Annotated in this window: 24 protein-coding genes; 4 read left to right on the forward strand and 20 right to left on the reverse strand. The window is 67.5% G+C overall.

Annotated features, from left to right (window positions below; genetic code table 11):
- Nucleotides 1-54 precede the first annotated feature (54 nt).
- From LOC56_RS15360 to LOC56_RS15380, 5 genes are all read right to left on the reverse strand, one after another.
- Complete coding sequence (locus LOC56_RS15360; RefSeq protein ID WP_229953140.1) at nt 55-831, reverse strand: hypothetical protein; 777 nt, start codon at nt 829-831, stop codon at nt 55-57.
- Nucleotides 832-931: 100 nt separating this feature from the next.
- Nucleotides 932-2,251: a coiled-coil domain-containing protein gene (locus tag LOC56_RS15365; RefSeq protein WP_229953141.1), complete on the reverse strand. Its 1,320-nt coding sequence runs from the start codon at nt 2,249-2,251 to the stop codon at nt 932-934.
- A 171-nt stretch (nt 2,252-2,422) separates the two neighbouring features.
- Nucleotides 2,423-3,298, reverse strand: coding sequence for a regulatory protein RecX (locus tag LOC56_RS16340; protein WP_331460960.1), 876 nt, complete (start codon nt 3,296-3,298; stop codon nt 2,423-2,425).
- 231 nt (nt 3,299-3,529) lie between these two features.
- On the reverse strand, nt 3,530-4,582 hold the full coding sequence (gene recA, locus LOC56_RS15375; RefSeq protein ID WP_229953142.1) for a recombinase RecA: 1,053 nt from the start codon (nt 4,580-4,582) through the stop codon (nt 3,530-3,532).
- A 235-nt stretch (nt 4,583-4,817) separates the two neighbouring features.
- Nucleotides 4,818-5,042: a DUF3046 domain-containing protein gene (locus LOC56_RS15380; protein ID WP_229953143.1), complete on the reverse strand. Its 225-nt coding sequence runs from the start codon at nt 5,040-5,042 to the stop codon at nt 4,818-4,820.
- Between the two features lie 105 nt (nt 5,043-5,147).
- Between LOC56_RS15380 and LOC56_RS15385 the strand changes: the two genes are divergently transcribed.
- Nucleotides 5,148-5,705 (forward strand): MarR family winged helix-turn-helix transcriptional regulator, encoded by a 558-nt coding sequence (locus tag LOC56_RS15385; protein ID WP_229953144.1) that lies wholly within the window; start codon nt 5,148-5,150, stop codon nt 5,703-5,705.
- 186 nt (nt 5,706-5,891) lie between these two features.
- Here LOC56_RS15385 and LOC56_RS15390 read toward each other — a convergent pair whose 3' ends face one another.
- From LOC56_RS15390 to dapA, 6 genes are all read right to left on the reverse strand, one after another.
- The gene (locus LOC56_RS15390; protein ID WP_269438011.1) at nt 5,892-6,317 is read right to left on the reverse strand and encodes a helix-turn-helix domain-containing protein; all 426 of its coding nucleotides are present in this window, start codon (nt 6,315-6,317) and stop codon (nt 5,892-5,894) included.
- A gap of 154 nt (nt 6,318-6,471) precedes the next feature.
- Entirely contained in the window at nt 6,472-6,960 is a 489-nt protein-coding gene (locus LOC56_RS15395; protein ID WP_229953146.1) for a CinA family protein, read from the reverse strand.
- Nucleotides 6,957-7,547, reverse strand: a complete 591-nt coding sequence (gene pgsA / locus LOC56_RS15400; RefSeq protein WP_331460961.1) for a CDP-diacylglycerol--glycerol-3-phosphate 3-phosphatidyltransferase — start codon at nt 7,545-7,547, stop codon at nt 6,957-6,959. Before pgsA ends, LOC56_RS15395 begins: the two co-directional genes overlap by 4 nt.
- A gap of 20 nt (nt 7,548-7,567) precedes the next feature.
- Nucleotides 7,568-10,462, reverse strand: a complete 2,895-nt coding sequence (locus tag LOC56_RS15405; protein ID WP_229953147.1) for an FtsK/SpoIIIE family DNA translocase — start codon at nt 10,460-10,462, stop codon at nt 7,568-7,570.
- A gap of 96 nt (nt 10,463-10,558) precedes the next feature.
- Nucleotides 10,559-12,259: a ribonuclease J gene (locus LOC56_RS15410; protein ID WP_229953148.1), complete on the reverse strand. Its 1,701-nt coding sequence runs from the start codon at nt 12,257-12,259 to the stop codon at nt 10,559-10,561.
- Nucleotides 12,260-12,265: 6 nt separating this feature from the next.
- Nucleotides 12,266-13,183 carry a 4-hydroxy-tetrahydrodipicolinate synthase gene (gene dapA, locus LOC56_RS15415; RefSeq protein WP_229953149.1) on the reverse strand — a complete coding sequence of 306 codons (918 nt, stop codon included), beginning with the start codon at nt 13,181-13,183 and terminating at the stop codon, nt 12,266-12,268.
- A gap of 116 nt (nt 13,184-13,299) precedes the next feature.
- Here dapA and LOC56_RS15420 point away from each other — a divergent pair, with 116 nt between their 5' ends.
- Entirely contained in the window at nt 13,300-14,487 is a 1,188-nt protein-coding gene (locus tag LOC56_RS15420) for a heparan-alpha-glucosaminide N-acetyltransferase domain-containing protein (protein WP_229953150.1), read from the forward strand.
- Here the strand turns inward: LOC56_RS15420 and LOC56_RS15425 are convergent.
- Genes LOC56_RS15425 through modA form a run of 9 tightly spaced genes read right to left on the reverse strand, consistent with a single transcriptional unit; the run spans nt 14,484 to nt 21,756 of the window.
- Nucleotides 14,484-14,969 carry a hypothetical protein gene (locus tag LOC56_RS15425; RefSeq protein ID WP_229953151.1) on the reverse strand — a complete coding sequence of 162 codons (486 nt, stop codon included), beginning with the start codon at nt 14,967-14,969 and terminating at the stop codon, nt 14,484-14,486. The two genes, LOC56_RS15420 and LOC56_RS15425, sit on opposite strands and share 4 nt — an antisense overlap.
- 8 nt (nt 14,970-14,977) lie before the next feature.
- Nucleotides 14,978-15,736, reverse strand: a complete 759-nt coding sequence (dapB, locus tag LOC56_RS15430) for a 4-hydroxy-tetrahydrodipicolinate reductase (RefSeq protein WP_229953152.1) — start codon at nt 15,734-15,736, stop codon at nt 14,978-14,980.
- Nucleotides 15,737-15,753: 17 nt separating this feature from the next.
- A complete protein-coding gene (locus LOC56_RS15435; protein WP_229953153.1) occupies nt 15,754-16,191 on the reverse strand; it encodes a molybdenum cofactor biosynthesis protein MoaE in 438 nt (145 codons plus the stop codon).
- Nucleotides 16,181-16,672: a MogA/MoaB family molybdenum cofactor biosynthesis protein gene (locus tag LOC56_RS15440; protein WP_229953154.1), complete on the reverse strand. Its 492-nt coding sequence runs from the start codon at nt 16,670-16,672 to the stop codon at nt 16,181-16,183. Before LOC56_RS15440 ends, LOC56_RS15435 begins: the two co-directional genes overlap by 11 nt.
- Nucleotides 16,669-17,163, reverse strand: coding sequence for a cyclic pyranopterin monophosphate synthase MoaC (gene moaC, locus LOC56_RS15445; protein WP_331460962.1), 495 nt, complete (start codon nt 17,161-17,163; stop codon nt 16,669-16,671). The genes LOC56_RS15440 and moaC overlap by 4 nt, the downstream gene beginning before the upstream one ends.
- 46 nt (nt 17,164-17,209) lie before the next feature.
- Nucleotides 17,210-18,511 carry a molybdopterin molybdotransferase MoeA gene (locus LOC56_RS15450; RefSeq protein ID WP_229953155.1) on the reverse strand — a complete coding sequence of 434 codons (1,302 nt, stop codon included), beginning with the start codon at nt 18,509-18,511 and terminating at the stop codon, nt 17,210-17,212.
- 44 nt (nt 18,512-18,555) lie between these two features.
- Nucleotides 18,556-20,127: a molybdopterin-dependent oxidoreductase gene (locus LOC56_RS15455; protein ID WP_229953156.1), complete on the reverse strand. Its 1,572-nt coding sequence runs from the start codon at nt 20,125-20,127 to the stop codon at nt 18,556-18,558.
- A complete protein-coding gene (locus LOC56_RS15460; protein ID WP_229953157.1) occupies nt 20,124-20,975 on the reverse strand; it encodes a molybdate ABC transporter permease subunit in 852 nt (283 codons plus the stop codon). Before LOC56_RS15460 ends, LOC56_RS15455 begins: the two co-directional genes overlap by 4 nt.
- Nucleotides 20,965-21,756 (reverse strand): molybdate ABC transporter substrate-binding protein, encoded by a 792-nt coding sequence (modA, locus tag LOC56_RS15465; protein WP_229953158.1) that lies wholly within the window; start codon nt 21,754-21,756, stop codon nt 20,965-20,967. Before modA ends, LOC56_RS15460 begins: the two co-directional genes overlap by 11 nt.
- Before the next feature lie 56 nt (nt 21,757-21,812).
- On the opposite strand from modA, the gene moaA reads away from it, so the two are divergent.
- Nucleotides 21,813-22,967, forward strand: a complete 1,155-nt coding sequence (gene moaA, locus LOC56_RS15470) for a GTP 3',8-cyclase MoaA (protein ID WP_442860115.1) — start codon at nt 21,813-21,815, stop codon at nt 22,965-22,967.
- Entirely contained in the window at nt 22,968-23,228 is a 261-nt protein-coding gene (locus LOC56_RS15475; protein ID WP_227924487.1) for a MoaD/ThiS family protein, read from the forward strand.
- Nucleotides 23,229-23,238 lie beyond the last annotated feature (10 nt).

Genomic DNA, 23,238 nt, shown 5'->3' on the forward strand with positions numbered 1-23,238 from the left:
CTAGGGTACGTCCATTGGTACTGCCGCCCGGTATGCCCCGCGGCAGACTTTTTCCTAGTACCAGTTGTTGGCGTAGTGGAAGCTGAGTGCGGCGCAGGGGTTGCCGTAACGCGAGGCAATGTAGTCCAGGCCCCAGTTGATCTGCGTGGAATAGCTGACCTTCCAGTCGGCTCCGGCAACTGCCATCTTTTCCGCCGGGAGGGACTGCGCAATCCCGTAGGCACCGCTGCTGGGGTTGAGTGCGCTGGTCAGCCACTCCGATTCCTTGGTCCAGAGCGTGTCCAGGCAGGTTGACTGGCCCGCATCCCAGCCCCGGGCAGGCAGGGCCGAGGCAGCATAGGCCTTGGCCGCGGCGGGATCGTCCAGCGGTACGGCCGCCCGGGCAGCTTCTTCCGCAGCCGTTTGCGCAGCGGCGTCGGCTGCGTCGGCCGCTATTTTCGCTGCGAGCTCCCGGTATTCCGGAACCTCCACCCCTGTTCCCGTTCCTGCTTCGGCCGTATCGGGTTGGGCTTTCCCCGCTGCCGGCCGGTCGGACTCGTTGTCAGTCGCAGGACGTTCGTCCGGTCCGGCTGCCCTGCCCCCGCCGTCGTCGGCGTCCTCGGCGTTGACTGCGTCCTGCGGGGCGGTAAGGAGCGGCTCGGCCAGGTTCACCAGTTGGATACCGGCCGTGGACCGAAGGTTTGCCCCCGCAGTGCCAACGGCGGCGCCGGAAACACCAGCCACGGCCAGGGAACCCAGCGCGGTTGCAGTACCGAGGCGGAGCCGGCGGCGGCGTCGCAGGGCTCGTCGGATGCGGGTCTGATCGCGTCGCGTGAAGTTAGTTGAAGTCACAAGCGCAGGACCGTATCGGAGTTTTCTGGGAAAAGTCTCAAAATGGTAACGCTGCTATTGACGTCGATTAGGTAGCCCGTTTCCCGCCGCAGGTACCTGTTCAGTACCAGTTATTGCGCTGCCAGAAACCGTAGGCCGCACACGGTGTCCCATACCGGGACCGGATGTAATCCAGCCCCCAGTTGATCTGGGTCCGGTAGTTGGTCTGCCAGTCGGAGCCGTGGCTCGACATGTTGCTTCCCGGCAGGGACTGCGGGATGCCGTAAGCATCGCTGTAGGGGTTGTCGGCGGTGGTTAGCCAGTTGGACTCGTGATTCCAGAGGATTACCAGGCAGCGGAACTCGTTCCCGTCCCAGCCGTAGTCGCCCATGCGCCCGGATGCGTAGTTCTGTGCACCCGCCGGATCATTCACCGCCTGCCCCGGTGCGGGTGCGGGCGGCGGTGCAGGCTGGACCGGGGCAGGTGCAGGTGCAGGTGCGGGTGCGGGGGCCGGCTGGGGCGCAGGCACCACGACTTCCGGGGGCCGTGTTCCCGGCGGGTTCGGTGCCGCGCCGACCGGCGGATTTGCCTGCTGCTGCCCTTCCGGCGCGGGCTCTCCTGCAGCGGCCCGCCCCGCGGCATCGTGCTGTTCCTGAAACGCCTTCTCGGCGGCGATCCCGCGGAGCCGCGCCTCCTCGGCGGCGGCTGTGCTGCCGTGCAGGTCTGCCAATTGTGCAAGCAGGACGGCCTTGCGGGCTTCTTCGTCCTGCACGGCCTTGCCTGCGGCCGCAGCGGAGGCTCCAGCCTCCTGGAGGGCCTTTTCGGCTTCGGCGGCAAGCTCGGCCCGTGCGTCCCTGGCTTCCTGTTCCTGCTCCCGGAATCCGGCGGCAACCTTTTCCGATGCCACTGCTTCGGCATACAGGTTGCCCGCCCGGGACGAGACTCTATCCATTAGACCCGCACCGTGCAGTGCGTCCGCCGAGGCATCCGTGTCGAGCAGCATCAGAGTCATGCTGTCGGAGGCTGACCCGCCGGACTTGTAGGTTTCGGCTGCGAGCCCGGCGACTTGCCGCATCAATCCAGCTGAATGCCGGGCTGCCGCTTCCCGCTGTGCGGCCATGGCAGCAAGCTCCTTGTCGCTGGCGGCAAGGGCGTCCTTGGCCTCGTTGTAGCGGTTCGCCGCATCCACGGCTGCATCGCCCAGGGATCCGGCGTCCTCGCGCAGGTCAGACAGCAGGCCTTCCAGCTTCTCTGCTTCAGCAGCTTTGGCCGACTCAGAGGATTTTGCCTGCTGGATATCATCCCAGGAAGGGTAGGGATCCGCCGCAGATCCGGGCGCCGCAGTCAGGACCGCCGAGGCGAGCACACCGGTAAGGACCAGGGCACAGAACGGGGTTCTCCGGGCACGCCACGGAGAGAAACGACTTACCGAACGCAACATGGGCCCCGCCAACCTCATCTTTAACATAGTTGGCACAGCATACGATACGGCGCGTCGGATTGACACCACGACGAATGGCGCTGGTTATTTCCTGTTCTGCGCACTGCGCCAACGTGGAGGTCCGCTTCGCCGCGTGCCCTGCCCGGCCGGGGCCGGCCCGCGGTCCGCCGGTTAGACGGAGTCTCCCCTGGCATCGCGGACTTCGCCGATAACTTCGGCCGCCACCCTAAAACCGAGCGACGGGGAATAGCCCTTCCGGGCCAGCATCCCCACCAGTCGGCGGGTCTGTTTGTCGCGCACGCCGCGGTCGGAAAGATCGGCGGACACCTGGAGCTTTTTCCTTGCCAGGGCGCGCGCCGCCTCGAGTTCGTCGTCGGCGCTGAGCTGCTCAAGCGCTTCGGCGGCGAGGTCCGGCGCAATCCCTTTTTCCGTCAGTTCACGCCGCAGGGCACCGCGGGCAAGGGACTTGCTCTGGGACCTGCTGCGGACCCACAGCCGCGCAAACTCGGCATCATCCACGAGTTGCACTTCTTCGAACCGGTCAAGGACCGCAGCTGCGGCATCCGGCGGTATGTCTTTTTCCGCAAGCTTGGTTTCAAGCTGTTTGCGGCTCTTGGGAGAGGCAGTCAGCTGGCGCAGGACGATCGCCTTTGCCTCCGCGTAAGCTTCCTCGGGCGTCAGCGGGACGGCTTCCTCCGGCGGGTCTGCGTCTGCTCCCTGCCGCCCCCGGGCCTGCCGTCCGCGGCCGGACTTCTTCCCGCTCCGTTTCGAACCGGAGTCCCCCGTACCGGTTTCCGCCCAGGGCTCGTCGGCGGGAGCTTCCTCACCGAAGCCGTCTTCCTTGAAGGTGTCGGGGACCTTGGCCGGCGGCTTCCGGCGTCGGGCCGGTTTGGAAGCATGGGTGTCCACCGGTTCGGACGCTGTGCGCGTTCTCTTCGCACCGCCCGGAGCGGCCCCGTCGCCGGCCGGCGTGGCTGCCGCCGTCACGCTGATTTCGGCGAGCCGCCGCTTCAGCTCAGCCAGGGTCTCTTCCTGCGAGGTATCCATAACTATCCGCTCCCGGGACTTTGCTCCCGTTTTCCTCCCCCGGACTTCCACTCCCCGGACCGCCGTGGAGGGAGTGGCTGCGCGTCGCGCGCCTTTCCGGACGGACCGGACATGCTGAACAGGCCGGACGGTCCGAACAAGTCCAAACAGGCCGAACGGGAAGCCGCTCCCTCTCCGGGAGCGGCTTCCCTCTGCCGCGGGTCCGGTATCCCCGGGACGGCGGGCCGGCTGTTAGGAGTCCTTTCCGACTGCCTTCAGCTTGGGTGCTGCGGGCTCTTCAGGGGCAGGAACGCCGATTCCGAGCTTTTCCCGGATACGGCGCTCCAGCTCGTCCGCCAGATCGGGATTGTCCTTCAGGAAGTTGCGCGAGTTTTCCTTGCCCTGGCCCAGCTGGTCACCGTCATAGGTGAACCAGGCACCGGACTTCTTGACCAGGCCGTGTTCCACGCCCATGTCAATCAGTCCGCCCTCGCGGGAAATGCCGACGCCGTACATGATGTCGAACTCTGCCTGCTTGAAGGGCGGAGCCATCTTGTTCTTGACGATCTTGGCACGTGTACGGTTACCGACCGGGTTGGTGCCTTCCTTCAGCGTCTCGATGCGGCGGACGTCGATGCGGACCGAAGCGTAGAACTTCAGCGCCTTGCCACCGGTGGTGGTTTCGGGGCTGCCGAAGAAGACACCGATCTTTTCACGCAGCTGGTTGATGAAGATTGCGGTGGTATTGGTGTGGCTCAGGCGGCCGGCGATCTTACGGAGCGCCTGGCTCATCAGGCGGGCCTGCAGGCCCACGTGGCTGTCGCCCATGTCGCCTTCGATTTCGGCACGCGGAACCAGTGCGGCAACGGAGTCAATGACCACGACGTCGACCGAACCGGAGCCGATCAGCATGTCCATGATTTCCAGGGCCTGCTCGCCGGTGTCCGGCTGCGAAACGAGCAGCGAGTCCGTATCCACGCCCAGCTTGGCTGCATAGATGGGGTCCAGAGCGTGCTCGGCGTCAATGAATGCGGCAATGCCGCCGTTCTTCTGCGCATTGGCGACGACGTGGAGGGCCAGGGTGGTCTTACCGGAAGATTCGGGTCCGTAGATCTCCACCACGCGGCCGCGCGGCAGGCCGCCGATACCCAGCGCAACATCCAGCGCGACGGAGCTGGTGGAAATGGTTTCGGCGGGGGCACGCACTTCGTCGCCCAGGCGCATGATCGAGCCCTTGCCGTATTGCTTGTCAATCTGGGCCAGCGCTGCCTCTAGGGCTTTTGCGCGGTCGGCTGGAGCAGCCATTCTTCACCTCGTGTTGTGGTTGTGGGCGGCCCGTAGGCCGGTCGTCATTTCTTATCTACGACCCTATCCGGCGGCACTGACAAAACGGCTGACCGGAACGTATAACTCGTTGTCTTGTGGATATTCCCGGGCCGCATCAGCTGGGACGGGCCCCTGTGTAGGAGCATATCTTTATCCGAACAAATATTCGAACAGCGAACCCGGCGTGTCCGTTCGGCCGGGAACGGCGGCAGCCCTAGTTTGCCTTGGGCTTGATGTCGCGGCCCAGCCGGCGTTCGGGCGGAACGTCCTGGATGTCGCATACCGCCAGCCATACGGATTTGGGTTCCATGCCCTTGTCCAAGGCCTGCGCAGCCGTGACACCTCCGAGTTGGCCGAGGACCAGATCCGCGGCAAGGACCCGGGAGTAGGCCGAACCGAACTCGTCATCCATAAGCCGCCAGAAATCGCTGATACGCATCAATTAATCCTCTCACGCACGAAACGCGGCAGCGAACCGGACCGCCGCCTTCGAAAGCCAACGTATTCCAGTGCTGTGGAAGGACCGCGATCCTACAATGGGAGGATGACCGAGACATCCGGTCCCGCCGATTTACCCGCCGGCGACGCTACTCCTCCCTCCGGCACCGAGCCGGACAAGGACACGGCAATAGAGGACCTTGAGCAGGAACTCAGCGTGCTGTGGCGCCGCGCCCGCGCCAGCTCCCACCGGATCGCCCGGGAGGTGCACCCCGAGATGGAGCCTTCGGCCTACGGGCTGATGGTCCTGCTCCATCAGCAGGGCCCCATGCGCCTGACGGATCTGGCCGCGGCGGTCGGCGTGGGCAAGCCCTCCCTCAGCAGGCAGGTGGCTATGCTGCAGGCGCTGGGGCTGGTGGAAAAGCATGCGGACCCGGAGGACGGAAGGGCGCAGCCGATCAATCTCACTAAGGTTGGTGCCGCCCGTCTGGAAGGTACGGCCACCGCGCGCAAGGAGCACTTCCGGCGTACCTGGACGGGGTGGGAAGCCGAGGAACTCCATACCCTGGTCCGGCTGCTGCACAAACTGAATGCTTCCGTCCGGCGAGCCGGGGATCAACCGGATGACGAGCCTCCCGGCCCGGACGGCAGCGACGGCAGCTAGGTGCCGGACTGTGCAGGCCCTGGCTGCACCGGACAGAACAAACCCCCGCAGGCACCGCGCCTGCGGGGGTTTCCCTTGGAGATTTCCTCGCCCTGATGCAACAGCATCAAGGAGTATGTCTATGGGGCAACGCAGTCACTACGGCCAATTCCGTTCGGCCGGGTGACGGGCCGCGGTATGCGGTTTCTAGGATGTGCGGGCCAGGTCCCGTGCCAGGTCTTCGGGGAATTCGCGGGCGAACTCCCGGGAAAACTCAGATGGCACGGTGTCTGGAATGGCAACGCCTTCGGCGTTTGCCACCCGGTCGCTGACCTCTCGGAGCATCAGGGACAGGGGCACATCGAGGGCAGTGCAGATTGAAGACAGAAGTTCCGACGATGCTTCCTTCTGTCCGCGCTCAACCTCGCTCAGGTAGCCGAGAGAAACGCGGGCGCTATGCGACACCTCGCGCAGGGTCCTGCCCTGGCGCTGGCGCACGTCGCGGAGAACATCACCAATCTCGTGACGAAGAACTACCATCTTGCGCTCCTTAGGCTCCCGGTGTGCGTCTTCCGCCAACCCTACATCCCGCCAGCGGATCACGCCGTTCACGGATACGGGTTGCTTAACCATGTGTATCGTCCTGCTCCCTGTGAGTACGGACTGCGGCGGTACCGCAGACTGTCCAAAGATCGTAATAAAGGAACCTTGGCGGTTCCTGATACTAACAACTGACGCCCTGCCGGTTTTGTTCCCGCCTGCGCAGCTTCCCGATTCGTCCGTTGCGCTAACGGTCTTCCAGCACTGACGCCAGCATGGAGAGTGCTTCACTGCAGGCCGCTGTTCGAATGGCCGTACGGTCCCCCGGGAACAGAAACTCCCGGAAGGAGGTCCCTTCGGAAGTAGCGATCCCCACGAACACGGTACCAACCGGTTTGCCGTCGTGTGTCTCAGGCCCGGCGACGCCGGTGGTGGAGACCCCGACGTCGGCGCCGAGAACACGCCGCGCTCCGGCCGCCATGTGCTCAGCCACCCTCCCGTCGACGGATCCGGCTTCGGCCAGAAGCTCGGCCGGAACCCCGAGGACGGACAGCTTGATTCCATTTTGATACGCAACCACGCCGCCCTGCAAAACCGCGGAAGCGCCGGGCACGGACCCCAGTTCGGCGCAAAGCATGCCCGCGGTGAGCGACTCGGCAGTCGCTACGGTCTGTCCCGCCTTCCGGGCTGCGGCCAGCACCTCGCCCGCCAGGACAGCGGCAGGCTCGTCGCTCATGCGCGTTTGCCGGCGCGGCGCAGCTTGACGGCCTGCAGGACGTAATCGATGCCCGTGACGACCGTGATGACGAGCGCGGCGGCCATAAGGACGGCTCCGATCCACCATGCCCAGGCGCCAAGCCACGCGGTCAGCGGAAGCAGGAACACAAAGATGGCGAAGGTCTGGACGACGGTCTTGAGCTTGCCGCCCCGGGAGGCGGCCATAACGCCGTACCGGATCACGACGAAGCGCATGAGCGTGATGCCCAGTTCGCGGACCAGGATAACGATGGTCACCCACCACCACAGCTCGCCCAGCAGGGAAAGCATCACCAGCGCCGAACCGATCAGCAGCTTGTCGGCAATCGGATCGGCGATCTTGCCGAAGTCGGTAATCAGCCCGCGGCTGCGGGCAATGTCGCCGTCGAGCTTGTCGGTGTAGATGGCGACGGCGAAGGTTGCCACGGCGAGCCAGCGGAACAGGCCGTCACGGCCGTCGTCGGACGCAAGGAACCAGATAAAGAGCGGAACCATCAGGATCCGCGCCACCGTCAGGGCATTGGCGATATTGAGGGTCGGAACCCTATCGGTAGGAGAATTGCTCACGTCTTCAGCGTAGCGAAGTTTCACCGGCCGGTAAGGTTCCAGGCGTCTTCGGAACCGTCCGGGTCGTCCGCGTCGTCGTGGTAGTCGCTCGCCTGCGGCCTGCCCTCCAGGTCAGCAGCCACCAGGTCCGTCGGTCCGGCAGGGTCGAAGCCGTGGTTGGCATTGGCGTTCTCCGCCAGCGCCGCAGCTCCGGCTCCCCCGGACGGTGCAGGGGCTTCACCTCCGCTGATGGCAGCGAGGGTGGCGGCCAGGTCATCCGGCTTCACGAGAACGTCGCGGGCCTTGGAACCTTCGGACGGTCCCACCACGCCGCGGGATTCCAGCAGGTCCATGAGCCGGCCGGCCTTCGCGAAGCCCACGCGCAGCTTGCGCTGGAGCATGGAGGTGGAACCGAACTGCGTGGTCACTACGAGTTCGGTTGCCTGGAGCAGGACGTCGAGGTCGTCTCCGATGTCGTCGTCGATCTGCTTCTTCGGCGCCGTGACCGCTACGTCTTCGCGGTAGACGGCCTGCAGCTGGCCCTTGACGTGCTCAACGACCCGGTGGATCTCCGACTCGGTAACCCAAGCCCCCTGCACACGGATGGGCTTGTTGGACCCCATCGGGAGGAACAGGGCATCGCCCTGGCCCAGGAGCTTTTCGGCGCCGGGCTGGTCCAGCACCACGCGGGAGTCGGTCACCGAGGAGGTGGCGAACGCCATGCGGGAGGGGACGTTCGCCTTGATCAGGCCGGTGACGACGTCGACGGAGGGCCGCTGGGTGGCCAGCACCAGGTGGATGCCGGCGGCGCGGGCAAGCTGGGTGATGCGCACAATGGAGTCTTCGACGTCCCGCGGGGCGACCATCATGAGGTCGGCGAGCTCGTCCACGATCACCAGCAGGTACGGGTAGGCCCGGATGACCCGCTTGGATCCGGCCGGGGGCACCACCTTGCCGTTGCGGACGGCCTTGTTGAAGTCGTCGATGTGCTTGAAGCCGAAGTTCGCGAGGTCGTCGTAACGGGTGTCCATTTCGCGGACCACCCACTGCAGCGCTTCCGCGGCCTTCTTCGGGTTGGTAATGATCGGGGTGATCAGGTGCGGTACGCCTTCATAGGCGGTCAGTTCCACACGCTTGGGGTCCACCATCACCATGCGCACTTCATCAGGTGTGGAGCGCATCAGGATGGACGTGATCATCGAGTTCACGAAGGAGGACTTACCGGCACCGGTGGCGCCGGCCACCAGCAGGTGGGGCATCTTGGCCAGGTTGGCGACCACGAAGCCGCCTTCGACGTCCTTGCCGACGCCCATCACCATGGGGTGCTCGGTCTTCCGTGCGGAGTTGGACCGCAGGACATCGCCCAGGGCAACAACTTCCTTGTCCGCGTTGGGGATTTCAATGCCGATGGCGGACTTGCCCGGAATGGGCGACAGGATGCGTACGTCGGAGCTCGCCACGGCGTAGGCAATGTTCTTGGACAACGCGGTGACGCGTTCCACCTTGGTGCCTTCGCCGAGTTCGATCTCGTAGCGCGTCACCGTCGGGCCGCGGGAGAACCCGGTGACCTTGGCGTCCACGTTGAACTGCTCGAGCGTGTGCGTCAGTGCCGCCACGACGGCGTCGTTGGCTTCGGAGCGTTCCTTTGCCGGCGGTCCCGGGGGCAGGAAGTCCGACGGCGGCAGCGTATAGGTGATGTCGCCGGAGAGCTGCAGCTGCTCGGTGCGCTGCGGGATGGGCGTGGCCGGAGGCACGGGCTGGACCGGCCGGGAAGGCACCGGTGCTACGGGCGGAACGGCCGCCAGGTTCAGGACTTCGGTGGCGCCGGGGACCGTGCTGATGGCCTCGGTGGGCGGCTCGGCGGTGTCCGTGCCGCCGTCGACGGGCAGGCCCTGGTTGCGCCGGATCTTCTGCGTGGCCAGTTCGGACTGGGTGGGACGCCGGACTCCCGGGGGTACCGCCGGTGCGGCGGCGGCAGCGGCAGCGGCTGCCTCTTCTTCTTCGTCCTGCAGCAGCGCGCGTTCAAACGCTTCATCGCCGGCGAAGCCGTCCTGCACGGCGGCGGCCTCGGCTTCTTTCTCACGCCGGGTCTTGCGGGGCTTGCGGACCTTTTCCGGCTTCGGCGAGCCGTAGAGGTAGCTCTGGTCGTGTGCCTCAGGATCATCGGGGTCCAGGTCCTGGCCCATGAGGTGTTCATACATTGCCCGCAGGCGCAGCGGAATATGGCGGAACGGCGTGGCCGTGATGATCAGGACACTCACGAACACCAGCAGCGAAAGGAGGACCAGCACCGGCCATTGAGTCAGGGCGGCGGACAACGGCCCGGCCACGAGGAAGCCGACGATGCCTCCGGAGGCCCAGAGCCGGTCGAAACCGTCAGACAAAGCTGGTAAGCCGCCGGCAATGTGCGTGATGCCCGAGCCGGCCAGCAGCATGATCACGAGGCCGATGCTGATCCTGCTGTTGGCGCGGTGCCGCTCCGGGTAGCGGAACAGGCGCACTGCGCCGGCGGTGAGCATAAAGGGCAGCACCACGGCCATCCAGCCGAATGTGCCGGCCGCGCCGGCGTGGATCACGTCGGCGACGGGACCGCGCAGGGCCCACCACTCGACGGTGGCAACGGCGAGGGCAAGCAGGATCAGGAAGAATCCGGTCCCGTCGCGGCGGATTTCGCGCTCGGGAGAGACATCGGCGCCGAGCTTGCGGACGCCGGCCCCGGCGAGGCGGGAGATGCCCATCCAGGCGCTCTCCACCGCGCGCAGCGGCAGCGGCAGCTGGTCCGGGGGCGCCTGGCGCGACACGGAGGTCCCCCGGCCCCCGGATCCGCCGCGCGCGCTGGACTTGCCTGATGTCTTGCTTGAGCTGCCGCCGGCGCTCCGGGCCGTTGTCCGGCCGGAGGCACCGCTGCGTGCGGCAGGGGAAGTACGAGTCGCCATACCAGCCACGCTACCCGATGCCGCCCCCGATACCCTGAATTTACGCGGCCGGGAAGGGCTTTGGGACTACTTACCCACCGCGTAGCACGGCGCGGACTAGGCCTCGACCACTACCGGCACGATCATGGGACGGCGCCGCAGCCGGCGGTTGACCCAGGTGCCCACGACCCGCCGGACCACCTGCTGCAGCTGGTAGGTGGTGTGATCGGTGTTGGAGCGCACAGCCTCTTCCAGTGCCGCACTGATCTTGGGGATGATCTCGTCGAAGACCGCGTCGCCCTCGGCAAAGCCGCGCGCGTGGATCTCGGGGCCGGAGACGATGGTTCCGGTGCTGCGGTTCACCACGGAAATGATGGAGATGAAGCCTTCTTCACTGAGGATCCGCCGGTCCTTCAGATCGGTGTCGGTGATCGCTCCGACGCTGGACCCGTCCACGTAGACGAAGCCGCACTCTACTTCCCCGACCACGCGGGCCTTGCCGTCGCGCAGATCGACCACAGTGCCGTCGTCGGCCAGGATGATGTTCTGCTCGGGGACACCGGTGGCAGCGGCCAGGCGGCCGTTGGCGATGAGGTGCCGCGTCTCGCCGTGCACCGGCATGGCGTTTTTCGGCCGCAGGATGTTGTAGCAGTAGAGCAGTTCCCCGGCGGCGGCGTGCCCGGAGACGTGGATTTTCGCGTTGCCCTTGTGCACGACGTCTGCGCCTAGGCGCATCAGTCCGTTGATCACGCGGAAAACGGCGTTTTCGTTGCCCGGAATCAGGGACGAAGCCAGGATGACGGTGTCCCCCTTGCCGATGCGGATCCGGTGGTCGCCGTTCGCCATCCGGGACAGGGCAGCCATGGGTTCGCCCTGGGATCCGGTGGACATCAGCACCACCTTGTTGTCCGGCAGGTCGTCGACGTTCTTCAGGTCCACGAGGATTCCCTCGGGCACGTGGAGGTAGCCGAGCTTTTCGGCGATCGCCATGTTGCGCACCATGGACCGGCCGACGAAGCAGACGAACCGGTTGTGCGCGGCGGCGGCGTCGAGGACCTGCTGGACGCGGTGGATGTGGGAGGAGAAGGAAGCGACGATGATCCGCTTGTCCACCTTGCCGAACAGTTCCTGCAGCACCGGGCCGATTTCGCGTTCCGCGGTGGTGAAGCCGGGGACGTCGGCGTTGGTCGAGTCGGCCATAAACAGGTCCACGCCCTCTTCGCCCAGCCGGGCGAAGGCGCGCAGGTCGGTGATCCGGCCGTCCAGGGGCAGCTGGTCCATCTTGAAGTCGCCGGTGTGCAGCACGGTGCCGGCTTCGGTCCGGATGAACACGGCCAGCGCATCGGGGATGGAGTGGTTGACCGCTACGAATTCGCACTCGAACGGACCGAGCTGTTCGATCTGCCCCTCGGTGACCGTCAGGGAGAACGGCTTGATGCGGTGTTCCTGCAGCTTCGCCTCCACCAGCGCCAGCGTCAGCTGCGAGCCGATCAGCGGAATGTCGTTCTTCAACCGCAGCAGGTACGGCACCGCGCCGATGTGGTCCTCATGTCCGTGGGTGAGCACGACGCCGACCACGTCGTCCAGGCGGTCCTCGATGTAGGAGAAGTCCGGCAGGATGAGGTCGACGCCGGGCTGTGTTTCCTCGGGGAAGAGGACACCGCAGTCCACGATGAGCAGCTTGCCGTCGATTTCGAAGACGGCCATGTTCCGGCCGATTTCCCCGAGGCCGCCCAACGCGACGATCCTCAGGGTGCCCGCCTCCAGCGGCGGCGGGGTCAGCAGGCCGGGTCCGGCGGTTTCGGGGGTTTCGCTCATGATTGCTTACGCCTCGGTCCGGGAGAAGTCCATGCCGGCTTCTGCCAGATCGGTCAGGATGGTTTCCATCTCGACGGCGTCGGGCGCCACCAGCGGCAACCGGACGGTCGCAGTGGGAAGAACCTTCTGCATCGCCAGGATCTGCTTGGTCGAAACGGTGCCGGGAATGTGGGTCATCACCGCACGGACCACCGGATCCAGTTCGAAGTGGATGCGGCGGGCGGTGGCGAAGTCCCCGGCTGCCGCGGCGTCGACCAGGGCGCGGAACTGCGCAGTGGCGACGTGCGCGGACACGCTGACCACGCCGACGGCGCCGGCCACCATCCAGGGCAGGGTCAGGCCGTCGTCGCCCGCGTACACGTCGAGGGTGGTGTTGGCCAGGACCCGGGTGATGCCGGCGAAGTCACCCTTCGCGTCCTTCAGGGCCAGGATCCGGGGGTTCTCCGCCAGCTTGAAGATAGTGGAGGTGCTGAGGGCGATGCCGGCGCGGCCGGGAATGTCGTACACCATGACCGGCAGGTCGGTGGCTGCGGTGACGGCGTCGAAGTGCGCGATCACGCCGGCCTGCGTGGGCTTGTTGTAATACGGGGTAACCACCAGCTGGCCATCAACGCCGGCACGCTCTGCACGGCGGGCCATCTCCACCGAGTGGGACGTGTGGTTGGTGCCGGTGCCGGCAATAACCTTGGCACGGCCGCCAACGGTCTCGGCGACCACGCGGAACAGGTCTTCCTTCTCACTGTCTTCCAGCGTGGAGGTTTCACCGGTGGTGCCGGAAACCACCAGGCCGTCGCAGCCGTCTTCGACGAGCTTGTTCGCGAGGTAGGCAGTGGCATCGAAGTCCACTTCTCCGTCCTCGGTAAACGGGGTCACCATGGCGGTGACGAGGGTGCCGAAAGGAAGCGTGCTGTTTTGGAAATCCATGGGTAAAACGTTACCCGCTAAGCAGCGCAATGGGACAACAAGGCGTAGGAAGTGGGAGCCGGCCGAGCTTCAGGGGGCGACGGCCTTCTGCAGTGTCCTGTGAGACGATTCTGTGCATGAACCAACGCCGCCTGACCGGCATCGATGCTGCCCGCGGAATCGCCCTGCTGGGCATGATCGCCACGCACGTACTGCCGCTCTACAACCAGGAAACCGGCGATCCCAGCCTGACCGGGCTGGTGTTCTCCGGACGTTCCTCGGCGTTGTTCGCGGTGGTTGCCGGCGTCGGGCTGGCGCTGCTGACCGGCGGCAGCGAACCCCATGAGGCGAAGGCAGTGAACCGGGACCGGCGTGGAATTGCCGTGCGGGCGCTGATCATCGCCCTGGTGGGCCTGATCCTGGGCGGACTCGAAACCACCATCGCCGTCATCCTCTTCCATTACGCCGTGCTGTTCCTGCTGGCGCTGCCGTTCCTCGGCATGCCGCTGCGCCGGCTGGCCGTCTGGGCCGGGGCCTGGCTGCTGCTGTCCCCGGTGCTTGCCTACGTGGTGAGGGACTGGCTGATCCGGAACCTGTCGCCGTCGGACATCAGTGGGAACATCACCTGGGAGGCGTTCCTCTCCCCCGCCGCGCTGGCAGCGGACGTCTTCGTCACGGGGTTCTATCCGGTGCTGCAGTGGCTGAGCTATATCCTGCTGGGGCTCGTGATCGGGCGCCTGGCGCTGACCAGCCTGCCGGTGCAGGTGGGACTGCTCACGGGCGGGGTGTTTGCCGCCGTGACCGCCAAGTTGGTCTCTAATTACCTGCTTGATGAGCTGGGCGGTTTTGATGTCCTCCGGGCCACGGAGTCCGGGCAGCAGTGGCCGCTGGCACGGATGTTGGAGGTCAATCTCAGCTCGGTGGAGCAGACCGGTTCCTGGTGGTGGCTCGCCCTGTCAGGACCGCACTCCAACACCAGCCTGGACATGCTGCACGCCGCCGGCACTGCCGCCGCCGTGCTGGGCGTCTGCCTGCTGTTGACACGTGCCCGGCCGCTCCTCCTGCTGCCCCTGTCCGCTGCCGGCGCCATGACCCTCACGCTTTACAGCCTGCACGTGTGGGTAATGACCATGGTGGACCAGCAAAGTCCGCCCCTGGAACCGATGCCGGTGTACTGGATCCAAGTGGCGATCCTGGTGGTGCTGGCCGTACTGTTCCAGCGCATCGACGCACGCGGCCCGCTGGAACTGGTCACCTCGGGTGCCTCGCGGCTGGCCCGCGGCAAGGGCGGCCGGACCGCGGCCCCGGCCCGGCAGAAGCGCTAGGCTCCGGGCTGGTTCCGGGTTCCCGCATAGAGCCTGCCGGCCTGCCGCATGGTGCGCCGGGCGCGGGTACGGTCCCCGGCGGCGTCGTACGCGCAGGACAGCCGGAACCAGCTGCGCCAATCCTCGGGCGCCGCCTCGGTTTCGGCCTTGTACTGAGGGAACTGTGCGTCCGCGGCTTCCCGCACAATCCGCCCCGCAGGTGTCCGCGGGAGGTCATCCACCGGCAGCCGGCCTTCCTCGGCAAGGATCCGGGCCATCTGCTCCGTCCGGTTGCCGAACATCAGTTCGCGGATGAGCGCCCAGGCGCCCACCACGGGCAGCACCAGATAGGCAAGGCCCATCAGCTTGGCCGGAATCTCGTCGGAGGTGAGCAGCAGCCAGCCGCGCTGCCCGGAGACCACCAGATAAAAGAAGAGCAGCAGGGTCACCAGGGCCACGCCGAGCTTGGCGCGGTTGGAGAAAAGGCCGGTGAAGAAAGACAACGTGTTCCTTAGTCGTTCAGGTTGAGGTAGCCGTCAAGTCCGACGGTCAGTCCGGGATGGTCGGCGACCTGCCGCAGGCCCAGCAGGACGCCGGGCATGAAGGAGGCGCGGTCGAAGGAATCATGCCGGATGGTCAGCTGCTCGCCCGGACCGCCCAGGAGCACTTCCTGGTGGGCCACCAGCCCGCGCAGCCGCACGGAATGCACGTGCACTCCGTCCACCTCCGCGCCGCGCGCTCCCGGCAGCGCCTTGGTGGTGGCATCCGGAGAGGGAGCTACGCCGGCCTCGGCGCGTGCGGCGGCGATCAGCTGGGCGGTGCGTACGGCCGTTCCCGAGGGGGCGTCCACCTTGTCCGGGTGGTGCAGCTCAATCAGTTCCACCGATTCGAAGTAGCGGGCGGCCTTGGCGGCGAAGGCCGAGGCCAGCACCGAGCCGAGGGCGAAGTTCGGCGCGATGAGCACACCGGTGCCGGGGGACGTTTCCAGCAGGTCCGCCAGGCGGCCGAGCCGTTCGGCATCCCATCCGGTGGTGCCGACGACGGCGTGCATGCCGTGTTCGACGGCGAAGCGGACGTTGGCCTCGGTGTTGTCCGGCACGGTCAGGTCCACCACATACCGGGCACCGGCCGAGACGAGGGTTTCAAGCGGGTCGGTACGGCCCAGCGCTGCAACGAGTTCCATGTCTTCGGCGGCCTCGACGGCGGCAACGGCCTCGGACCCCATGCGGCCTGCGGCCCCGAGGACCGCTACGGCAAGTTTTTCGCTCATAGGCTCCAGATTACCGGTCAGGGCCGGTCGCTGACGCCCACCCACTCGGTGCTGCCGTCCGTGAAGCCCTGCTCCTTCCAGATGGGCACGTTCGCTTTGACCGTGTCCACGAGCTCGGAGCACGCCGCGAACGCGGTGCCCCGGTGGGCCGAGGCGACGGCCGCCACCAGGGCGGCGTCGCCGATCTCCAGGGCTCCGGTGCGGTGCGCCACCCAGATCCGGACGCCGTCGTACTTCGCCGCGATCCCGGCGGCCACCTCGCCGAGCACGGACTGTGCCGTGGGGTGGGCGCTGTAGGCGAGGGCGGTGACGGACTTGCCGTCGTCGTGGTTGCGGACGATGCCGCTGAAGAGGACCACCGCGCCGCAGTCCGGCGACCATGCGCCGTGTTCGGCCTCGGCGCTGCTCAGCGGATCCGCGGAAACCGTGGCATGGACAACTTCGCTAGTGTTCACGCTTTCCCTCCAGCTGGCCGCAGATGTGGCCGATGATCGGTTCCAGTACGGCGAGTCCGTCCGCCACCGCTCCCGGGGAACCGGGCAGGTTGACTACGAAGGTGCGGCCGGCGGTGCCGGCGAAGCCGCGGCTGATGGCGGCCATCGGCGTCGAGGCCAGCCCCTTGGCGCGGATCGCTTCCATGACTCCGGGCACGTGGCGGTCCAGGAGGGGCTCGGTGGACTCGGGGGTGACGTCGTCCGGGCTGAGCCCGGTGCCTCCGCTGGTCAGCAGCACCGAAGGTTCCAGCGCAAGGATGCGCTGCAGCGACGCGCCGACCTCCGCGCCGTCGGGCACCACTTCGGCCAGCACAATGTCATAGCCCAGGGCGTACAGCCAGTCGGCGATCAGCGGGCCGCATTCGTCCTGGTAGGTGCCGGCCGCCGCGCGGGTGGAGGCAATCAGGACCCCTGCGGTGCGGCGGGGTGACGGAGTGCTCACAACGCCCAGTCTCCGCTTTTGCCGCCGGACTTGGCCAGCACCATGATGTCGGTGATGCGGGCATGTTTGTCGACGGCCTTGATCATGTCGTACAGCGTCAGCGCGGCCACGGAGGCGGCGGTCAGCGCCTCCATTTCGACGCCGGTGAGTGCCTTGGTCTTCACGGTGGCTTCCACAACGACGTCGCCCTCCCGAGGGGTGAAGTCCACGGTGACCTTCGTCAGGGGCAGCGGATGGCACAGCGGGATGAGGTTGGACGTCTGCTTGGCGGCCATGATGCCGGCGACCCGGGCCACGGCGAGTGCGTCCCCCTTCGGCAGCCCGCCGTCGGCAATCAGGCGAACCACTTCGGCGGTGCTGCGCAGCACTGCCTGCGCCGTGGCCTGGCGCGTGGTTTCGGTCTTGGCGGATACATCCACCATGTGCGCGGAGCCGTCCTCGCGGACGTGGGTCAGTCCCGCGGGGTGGAGGTCTTCGGGTTCGGCGCTCACGGCTGGGTCCTTTCGGGCACGGCGTCCGGGCAGGACACAGTTGCGGTTATTCCAGTAGCAATACTGTCACTTCTGCGCCGGCTTCGAGGTGCTCGGTACCCACGGGGACGGAGATCAGGGCGTTGGAGGAGGCGAGGGCATGGACCAAATGGGACCCGGGTCCGCCCACCGGTTCCACCGTTCCGGCCGTGTACCGGCCGCGGCGCACCTGGTGCTTCCCGGCGGGGCTGCCGAGCGGGGCGGTGAGGCGGGCGGGCACTTCCGCCCGGGGCCGCGGGGCACCGGTGACGGCACTCAGGGCCGGGCGCAGGAACATCTCGAAGGACACCAGTGAGCTGACCGGGTTGCCGGGGAAACCGAGGAACGGGACGCCGTCCACCGTGCCGATGCCCTGCGGTCCGCCCGGCTGCATGGCCACGGACAGGAACGCCGTGTCCTGCGCAGCGAGGCCCTGACGCACCACCTCGTAGGCTCCCTTGCTGATGCCGCCCGAGGTGAGGACCAGGTCCGGGGTGTCGGCGGCGATGTCGGCCCGGAGCCGGTCGGTGAACTCCTGCGGAGAGTCGGCCAGGATCCGGGACCGGAGCACCTCGGCGCCAGCCTCCTGCAAGGAGCTCCGGAGCAGGGTGGTGTTGGCGTCGTGGATCTGGCCCGGCCCGAGCGGCATGCCCGGTTCAATGACTTCGTCCCCGGTGGTCAGCAGCAGCACCCGCGGCCGGGCCCGGACGGTGACGCGGTCCAGGCCAAGAGCCGCGAGCAGGCCGAGCTGCAGCGGTCCCAGCACGGCTCCGGCGGGCAGCGCCGGGGTTCCTGCGGCAATATCGCTGCCCGCCCTGCGGACGAACTGCCCGGCGGGCACATCCGCCGGGACCGCCACGGCGCTGCCGGCCTGTCCGGCGGGCAGGAAGTAATCAGGGGTGCATGCCTCGATCGGGACGACGGCGTCGGCACCCTCGGGCAGCATGGCACCGGTCATAACGGGGGCGGCCGTGCCGGGAAGCAGCGGCGGCGGTGCCGAGCCGGCCGGAATGGGCGCGGCCGTGGCCAGGCGGACCCTGCCGGGAGCGGCAGGCGGGTTCCCGGCGGCGAGGTCGGCAACACGGACCGCGTAACCGTCCATCTGCGAGTTCGTGAAGGGCGGCAGGTTCCCCGGCGCCCGCACGTCGGCGGCAAGGAGCCGCCCGGCCGCGGCGTTCAGCACCACGGTCTCGTGGGCGGGCGGATGGTTCCGGAACCAGGTCCGCAGGAGGTCCTCCACGGCTTGCCGGTGGGCCGCCACCGTCCGGGGACCGCCGGGAGCAGCGGATGCCGGTGCAGGGGCACCCTGTGGAGCCGGTTCTACCGACATGGTCCTCCTTGGGAGATGGGACGGTGTCGAGGCGCGAAAAAAACTCAGCGCACCGTCACCCGAATTGTATGCAGGCCGGTGGCTCCGTCGGGAAGCACGGGCCGTTTTTCTTCCGCCTGCCGTACGCCGTTTGCATCCACGGCCCGGACCGCGATGTCGTGCCCGCCCGGTGCCAGCTCCACTGCGATCCGGTACTGCCGCCACGTATCCGCGGAGATCCCGGGAGCCAGCTCCGCGTCCTGCCAGCCGCTGTCGTCCACGCGGACCTGCACGGCGCTGATCCCGGTGTGCTGCGCCCACGCGACGCCGGCCACGGTGACCGTGCCGGCGGAGACCGGTGCACGGCCGGGAACGTCGATCCGGGAGGAGAGCTTGACCGGGCCGCGCTCGCCCCAGCCCCGGTCCGTCCAGTAGGCCGTTTCATCCGCGAACCGGGTGACCCGCAGCTCGGTGACCCATTTGGTCGCAGACACGTATCCGTACAGTCCGGGGACAACCACCCGGACGGGGAAACCGTGTTCCAGCGGCAGCGGTTCCCCGTTCATGCCCACGGCCAGCAGCGCATCCCGGTCATCCGTCAGTGCTTCCAAAGGGGTGGAAGCGCTCCACCCGTCCCGGCTCGTGGAGAGCACCATGTCCGCCCCCGGCTGCACCCCTGCCCGGGCCAGCAGGTCCCTGACGGGCATTCCCAGCCACCGGGCGTTGCCGATCAAATTCCCGCCCACCTCGTTGGAAACACAGGCGAGGGTGACGTAGCTTTCCTGCAGCGGCGCAGCGAGGAGTTCCGCGTAGTCCAGTTCCACTTCACGGTCCACCATGCCGGTCACCCGCAGCCGCCAATCCGCCGGGTCGATCAGCGGCACCCTCAGGGCCGTGTCGATCCGGTAAAAATCGGCAGCGGGTGTCACCAGCGGTGCCAGGCCGTCGACGGCGAGCTCGGCTCCGGCGGGTATCGCTGCCGCACGCCGGGACGGTACCGGCAACCGGACCGTTTCGCGCAGGGCCGTGACACCCACCTGTCCCCCGCGGGCTATGCCGGCCAGCGCGGCACCGAGCAGGGCCACCGCTGCTCCCCCGCCCACCGAGGTCATTACCGTACGGCGGCGCACCGCGGCGTCGTCGTCCGTCTGCGCCGCGGCGAGGTCCCGGATCCGCGCCGTGAGCGCCCGCAGGACCAGGACGGCGACGACGCCGGCGGCCAGCGGCGGCAGGAGTGCCAGCAGCGAGAACTGCTGCCGGGTAAGGACGGCTGCCAGGCCGGCTGCCCCGAAGAGACCCAGGACCGCCGCGCCCGCCGGCGGACGGCGCAGCTCCAGGACACCCGCGGCAGCGGAGGCAAGGGCGATGACCAGTCCCATGCCCACCAGCAGCGCGGCCTTGTCCGCCGTCCCGAAGAGGTTGATTGCGGCGTCTTTGACCGGTCCGGGAACGAAGTCGATGACCACGGATCCGACGGCGGACACCGGGGAAAGCGACGGGCTGGCGATGGCGGCGAGCAGCTCACCGGCGCCGACGCCCAGTCCGGCGGCGACCAGTCCTGCGGCCGCCGACCACCGCCGGTTGGCCCGCTCCGGACCTGCGGCGGAGCCCCGGGTGCGCCGTCCAGCGGCACTCATCGCGGCAGCAGCCGTCCGGTGGCGATCCGGGCCAGCAGCAGGACCAGCAGGTACAGGGCGATAAGCATCAGGCAGATGCCCAGGGCCGCCTGCGGCTGGTTGGAGTTCAGGCTCAGTTCGATCTGCAGCGGCAGGGTCCGGGTGCTCCCTTCGATGCTCCCCGCGAAGGTGATGGTGGCCCCGTATTCGCCCAGCGACCGGGCGAAGGCCAGCAACGTACCCGCCACGATGCCCGGCAGCGCCAGCGGCAAGGTGATGTGGCGCAGGATCGCGGTGGGACCTGCCCCGGACGTGGCGGCGGCCATTTCCAGGTCCCGGTCCACGGCGGACAGGCTGTTCAGCGACGCGACCACGAAGAACGGCAGGGAAACAAACACCTGGACAATAACGACGGCGGCCGGCGAGTACCCCACGTCCAGTCCCATGGTGCCGAGCAGCTTCCCCGCAATCCCCTGCCGGCCCCAGAAGTACAGCAGGGCGATGCCGGAGACAACGGGTGAGAGCACCAGCGGGATCAGCAGGATTCCGCGCATCAACTGGATCCACGGTCCCTCCAGCTTGCTGAGCAGCACGGCCAGCGGCAGCCCCAGCAGGACGCAGAGAAGCGTGGAGCCGGCCGAGGTGGCCAGGGAGAGGCCCAGCGCAGTGCGGGCCGCGTCGGAGCCGAGCAGTTCCGGCAGCGACGTCCAGGGGACGTTGAGCAGCAGCGCCGCGACGGGTCCGGCGCACAGGAGCAGGGCGATGCCGGCCGGCAGCCACAGCCAGGCGGGCGTCGTGGCGCGTGCCTCCCGGCTCATGGCGGACGCGGAGCCGGATGCCGCTTCGAATTCCTGCGTCCTAAGGGGCATCGTTGCTCCCCGGGTCCGCCGGACCGAACCCCGCCTCGGCAAGGATGGCTGCCGCTTCCGGACCCGTAAGCCACTCGTAGAATGCTGCCGCGTCGGGGTTGCCGGCACCTTCAGCGGTCAGCCCCGCCGGATACCGGTTAGGGTCGGGATCCTCCAGCGGCAGGTAGGTCACGCCGGACCCGGCGGCGGCCAGGGCATCGGTCCGGTAGACAAACCCGGCATCGGCCTGGCCGCTGGTCACCTTGGTCAGCACCGAGCGGACGCTGTCCTCCAGGCTCGGTGCGGGAACGGCTACGCCGGCTGCTTCGAGGACCCGTGATGTTGCCCGTCCGCACGGAACGGAGGGTGCGCACAGGGCCGCCCGGACGCCGTCGCCCGCAACATCGCGTAATACGCGGATCCCGGCGGGGTTGTCCGCGGCCAGGGCCAGGACCAGGTTGTTGCTGGCCAGCACCGTCTCCCGGTCCAGTCCGTTCCGCAGGGGTTCGAGTGCCTCAAGGTCGGCGGTAATCACAACGTCCGCTTCGGCGCCGGACTGCAGCTGCGCTACGAGCTGGCTGCTGGAGCCGATGTTGACGCGCAGCCGCCCGCCGCCGTCGTAAGCCGCATTCAGCTGCTCGACCACATCCGTGAGCGAGGAAGCGGCAAAGACCGTGATGCCGGTTCCGCTGCGGTCGGCTGCGCCGGTGGTGTCCGCGGAGGTGCATGCGGCTGTGGAAGCGGCAAGAACCATCACGGCGCACGCTGCCAAAGTCCGGCGGCCCCGGGGAACAAAACGCATTTATAGAGCCTAACTGTCAAAAGGCGTAACCTCGAGGAATGGGAACACAGCTGGGAATGCCTGCAGTACGCCCTTCCCCCAGTACACCAGAAATCAGCACGCCCGAAGCCGCGGCACCGGGCAACGGTTCTTCCGCTGCCGTCTCGGCTCCGCCCTCCCCCGCGTCTGCCCTGGCGCTTGCCCCGGCGGACGGACTGCTGGACCGGCACGGCCGTCGGGCCACGGACATGCGGCTGTCGCTGACGGATAAATGCAACCTGCGCTGCACGTACTGCATGCCCGCCGAAGGGCTCAACTGGCTGGCCAGGGACAAAGTACTTGGCCGGGACGAAATCGTCCGCCTGGTCCGCCTCGGCGTCGACCGGCTGGGCGTGCGCGAGCTGCGATTGACCGGCGGTGAACCGCTGGTGCGTGCGGATCTGGTGGACATTGTTGCCGGTATCCGCGCCAACCACCCTGAGCTGCCGATTTCCCTGACCACCAACGGGCTCGGCCTGGACAAGAAAGCCCAGGCACTCAAGGACGCCGGCCTGACCCGCATCAACGTGTCCCTGGATTCCCTCCACCCGGACACCTTTGCCCAGCTCACCCGCCGCCCGTTCCTGGACCGGGTGCTGCACGGGGTGGAGGAAGCCGCCCGGGTGGGCCTGGGCCTGGTCAAGATCAATGCCGTGCTGATGCGGGGAATCAACGACGCCGAGGCGCCGGACCTGCTGGAGTGGGCGGTCAGCCGCGGCTTCGAACTGCGGTTCATTGAGCAGATGCCCCTGGACGCGGACCACGGATGGACGCGGGACGGAATGATCACCGCCGCCGAGATGCGGTCCCTGCTGGAACGCGATTTCGTCCTGACCCCTGATCCCCGGGAGCGCAACGGCGCACCGGCCCAGCGCTGGGAGGTCCGCCGGCACACGGACCCGGCAACGGTTGTCGGGACCGTCGGCATCATTGCTTCCGTCACCGAACCCTTCTGCGCCGAGTGCGTCCGCACCCGGATTACTGCCGAGGGTAAGGTCCGCAGCTGCCTGTTTTCGCACGAGGAGACGGACCTGCTGGCACTGCTGCGCAGCGGTGTGGACGACGACGCCGTCGTCCGCCGCTGGCAGGAGGCCATGTGGGGCAAGCCCAAGGCACACGGCATGGGCCATGCCGGGCTCGGCGACTCCGACTATGTCCAGCCCGAACGAACCATGAGCGCGATAGGCGGCTAAGTGCTGATCAGATACTTCGGCGCTGCGAAGGCAGCAGCCGGCACGGAAGAAGAACACCTGGATGAAGGGCCGCTGACGCTGGCCGAGCTGGCGGAAAAGCTTGCGGCCCGGTACCCCTCACCGGGTGCAGGCATCCCCGCTCTCGGTACGGTGATTGCGCGCAGCACGTTCCTGGTCAATGAAACGGCTGCCCGGAACCCGGACCTGCTGCTGCAGCCGGGGGACGTCGTGGACATCCTGCCGCCCTTCGCCGGCGGATAGGCTCAGGAGC

This window comes from Arthrobacter sp. zg-Y179, assembly GCF_020907345.1.
GTDB classification, from domain to species: Bacteria; Actinomycetota; Actinomycetes; order Actinomycetales; family Micrococcaceae; genus Arthrobacter_B; species Arthrobacter_B jinronghuae.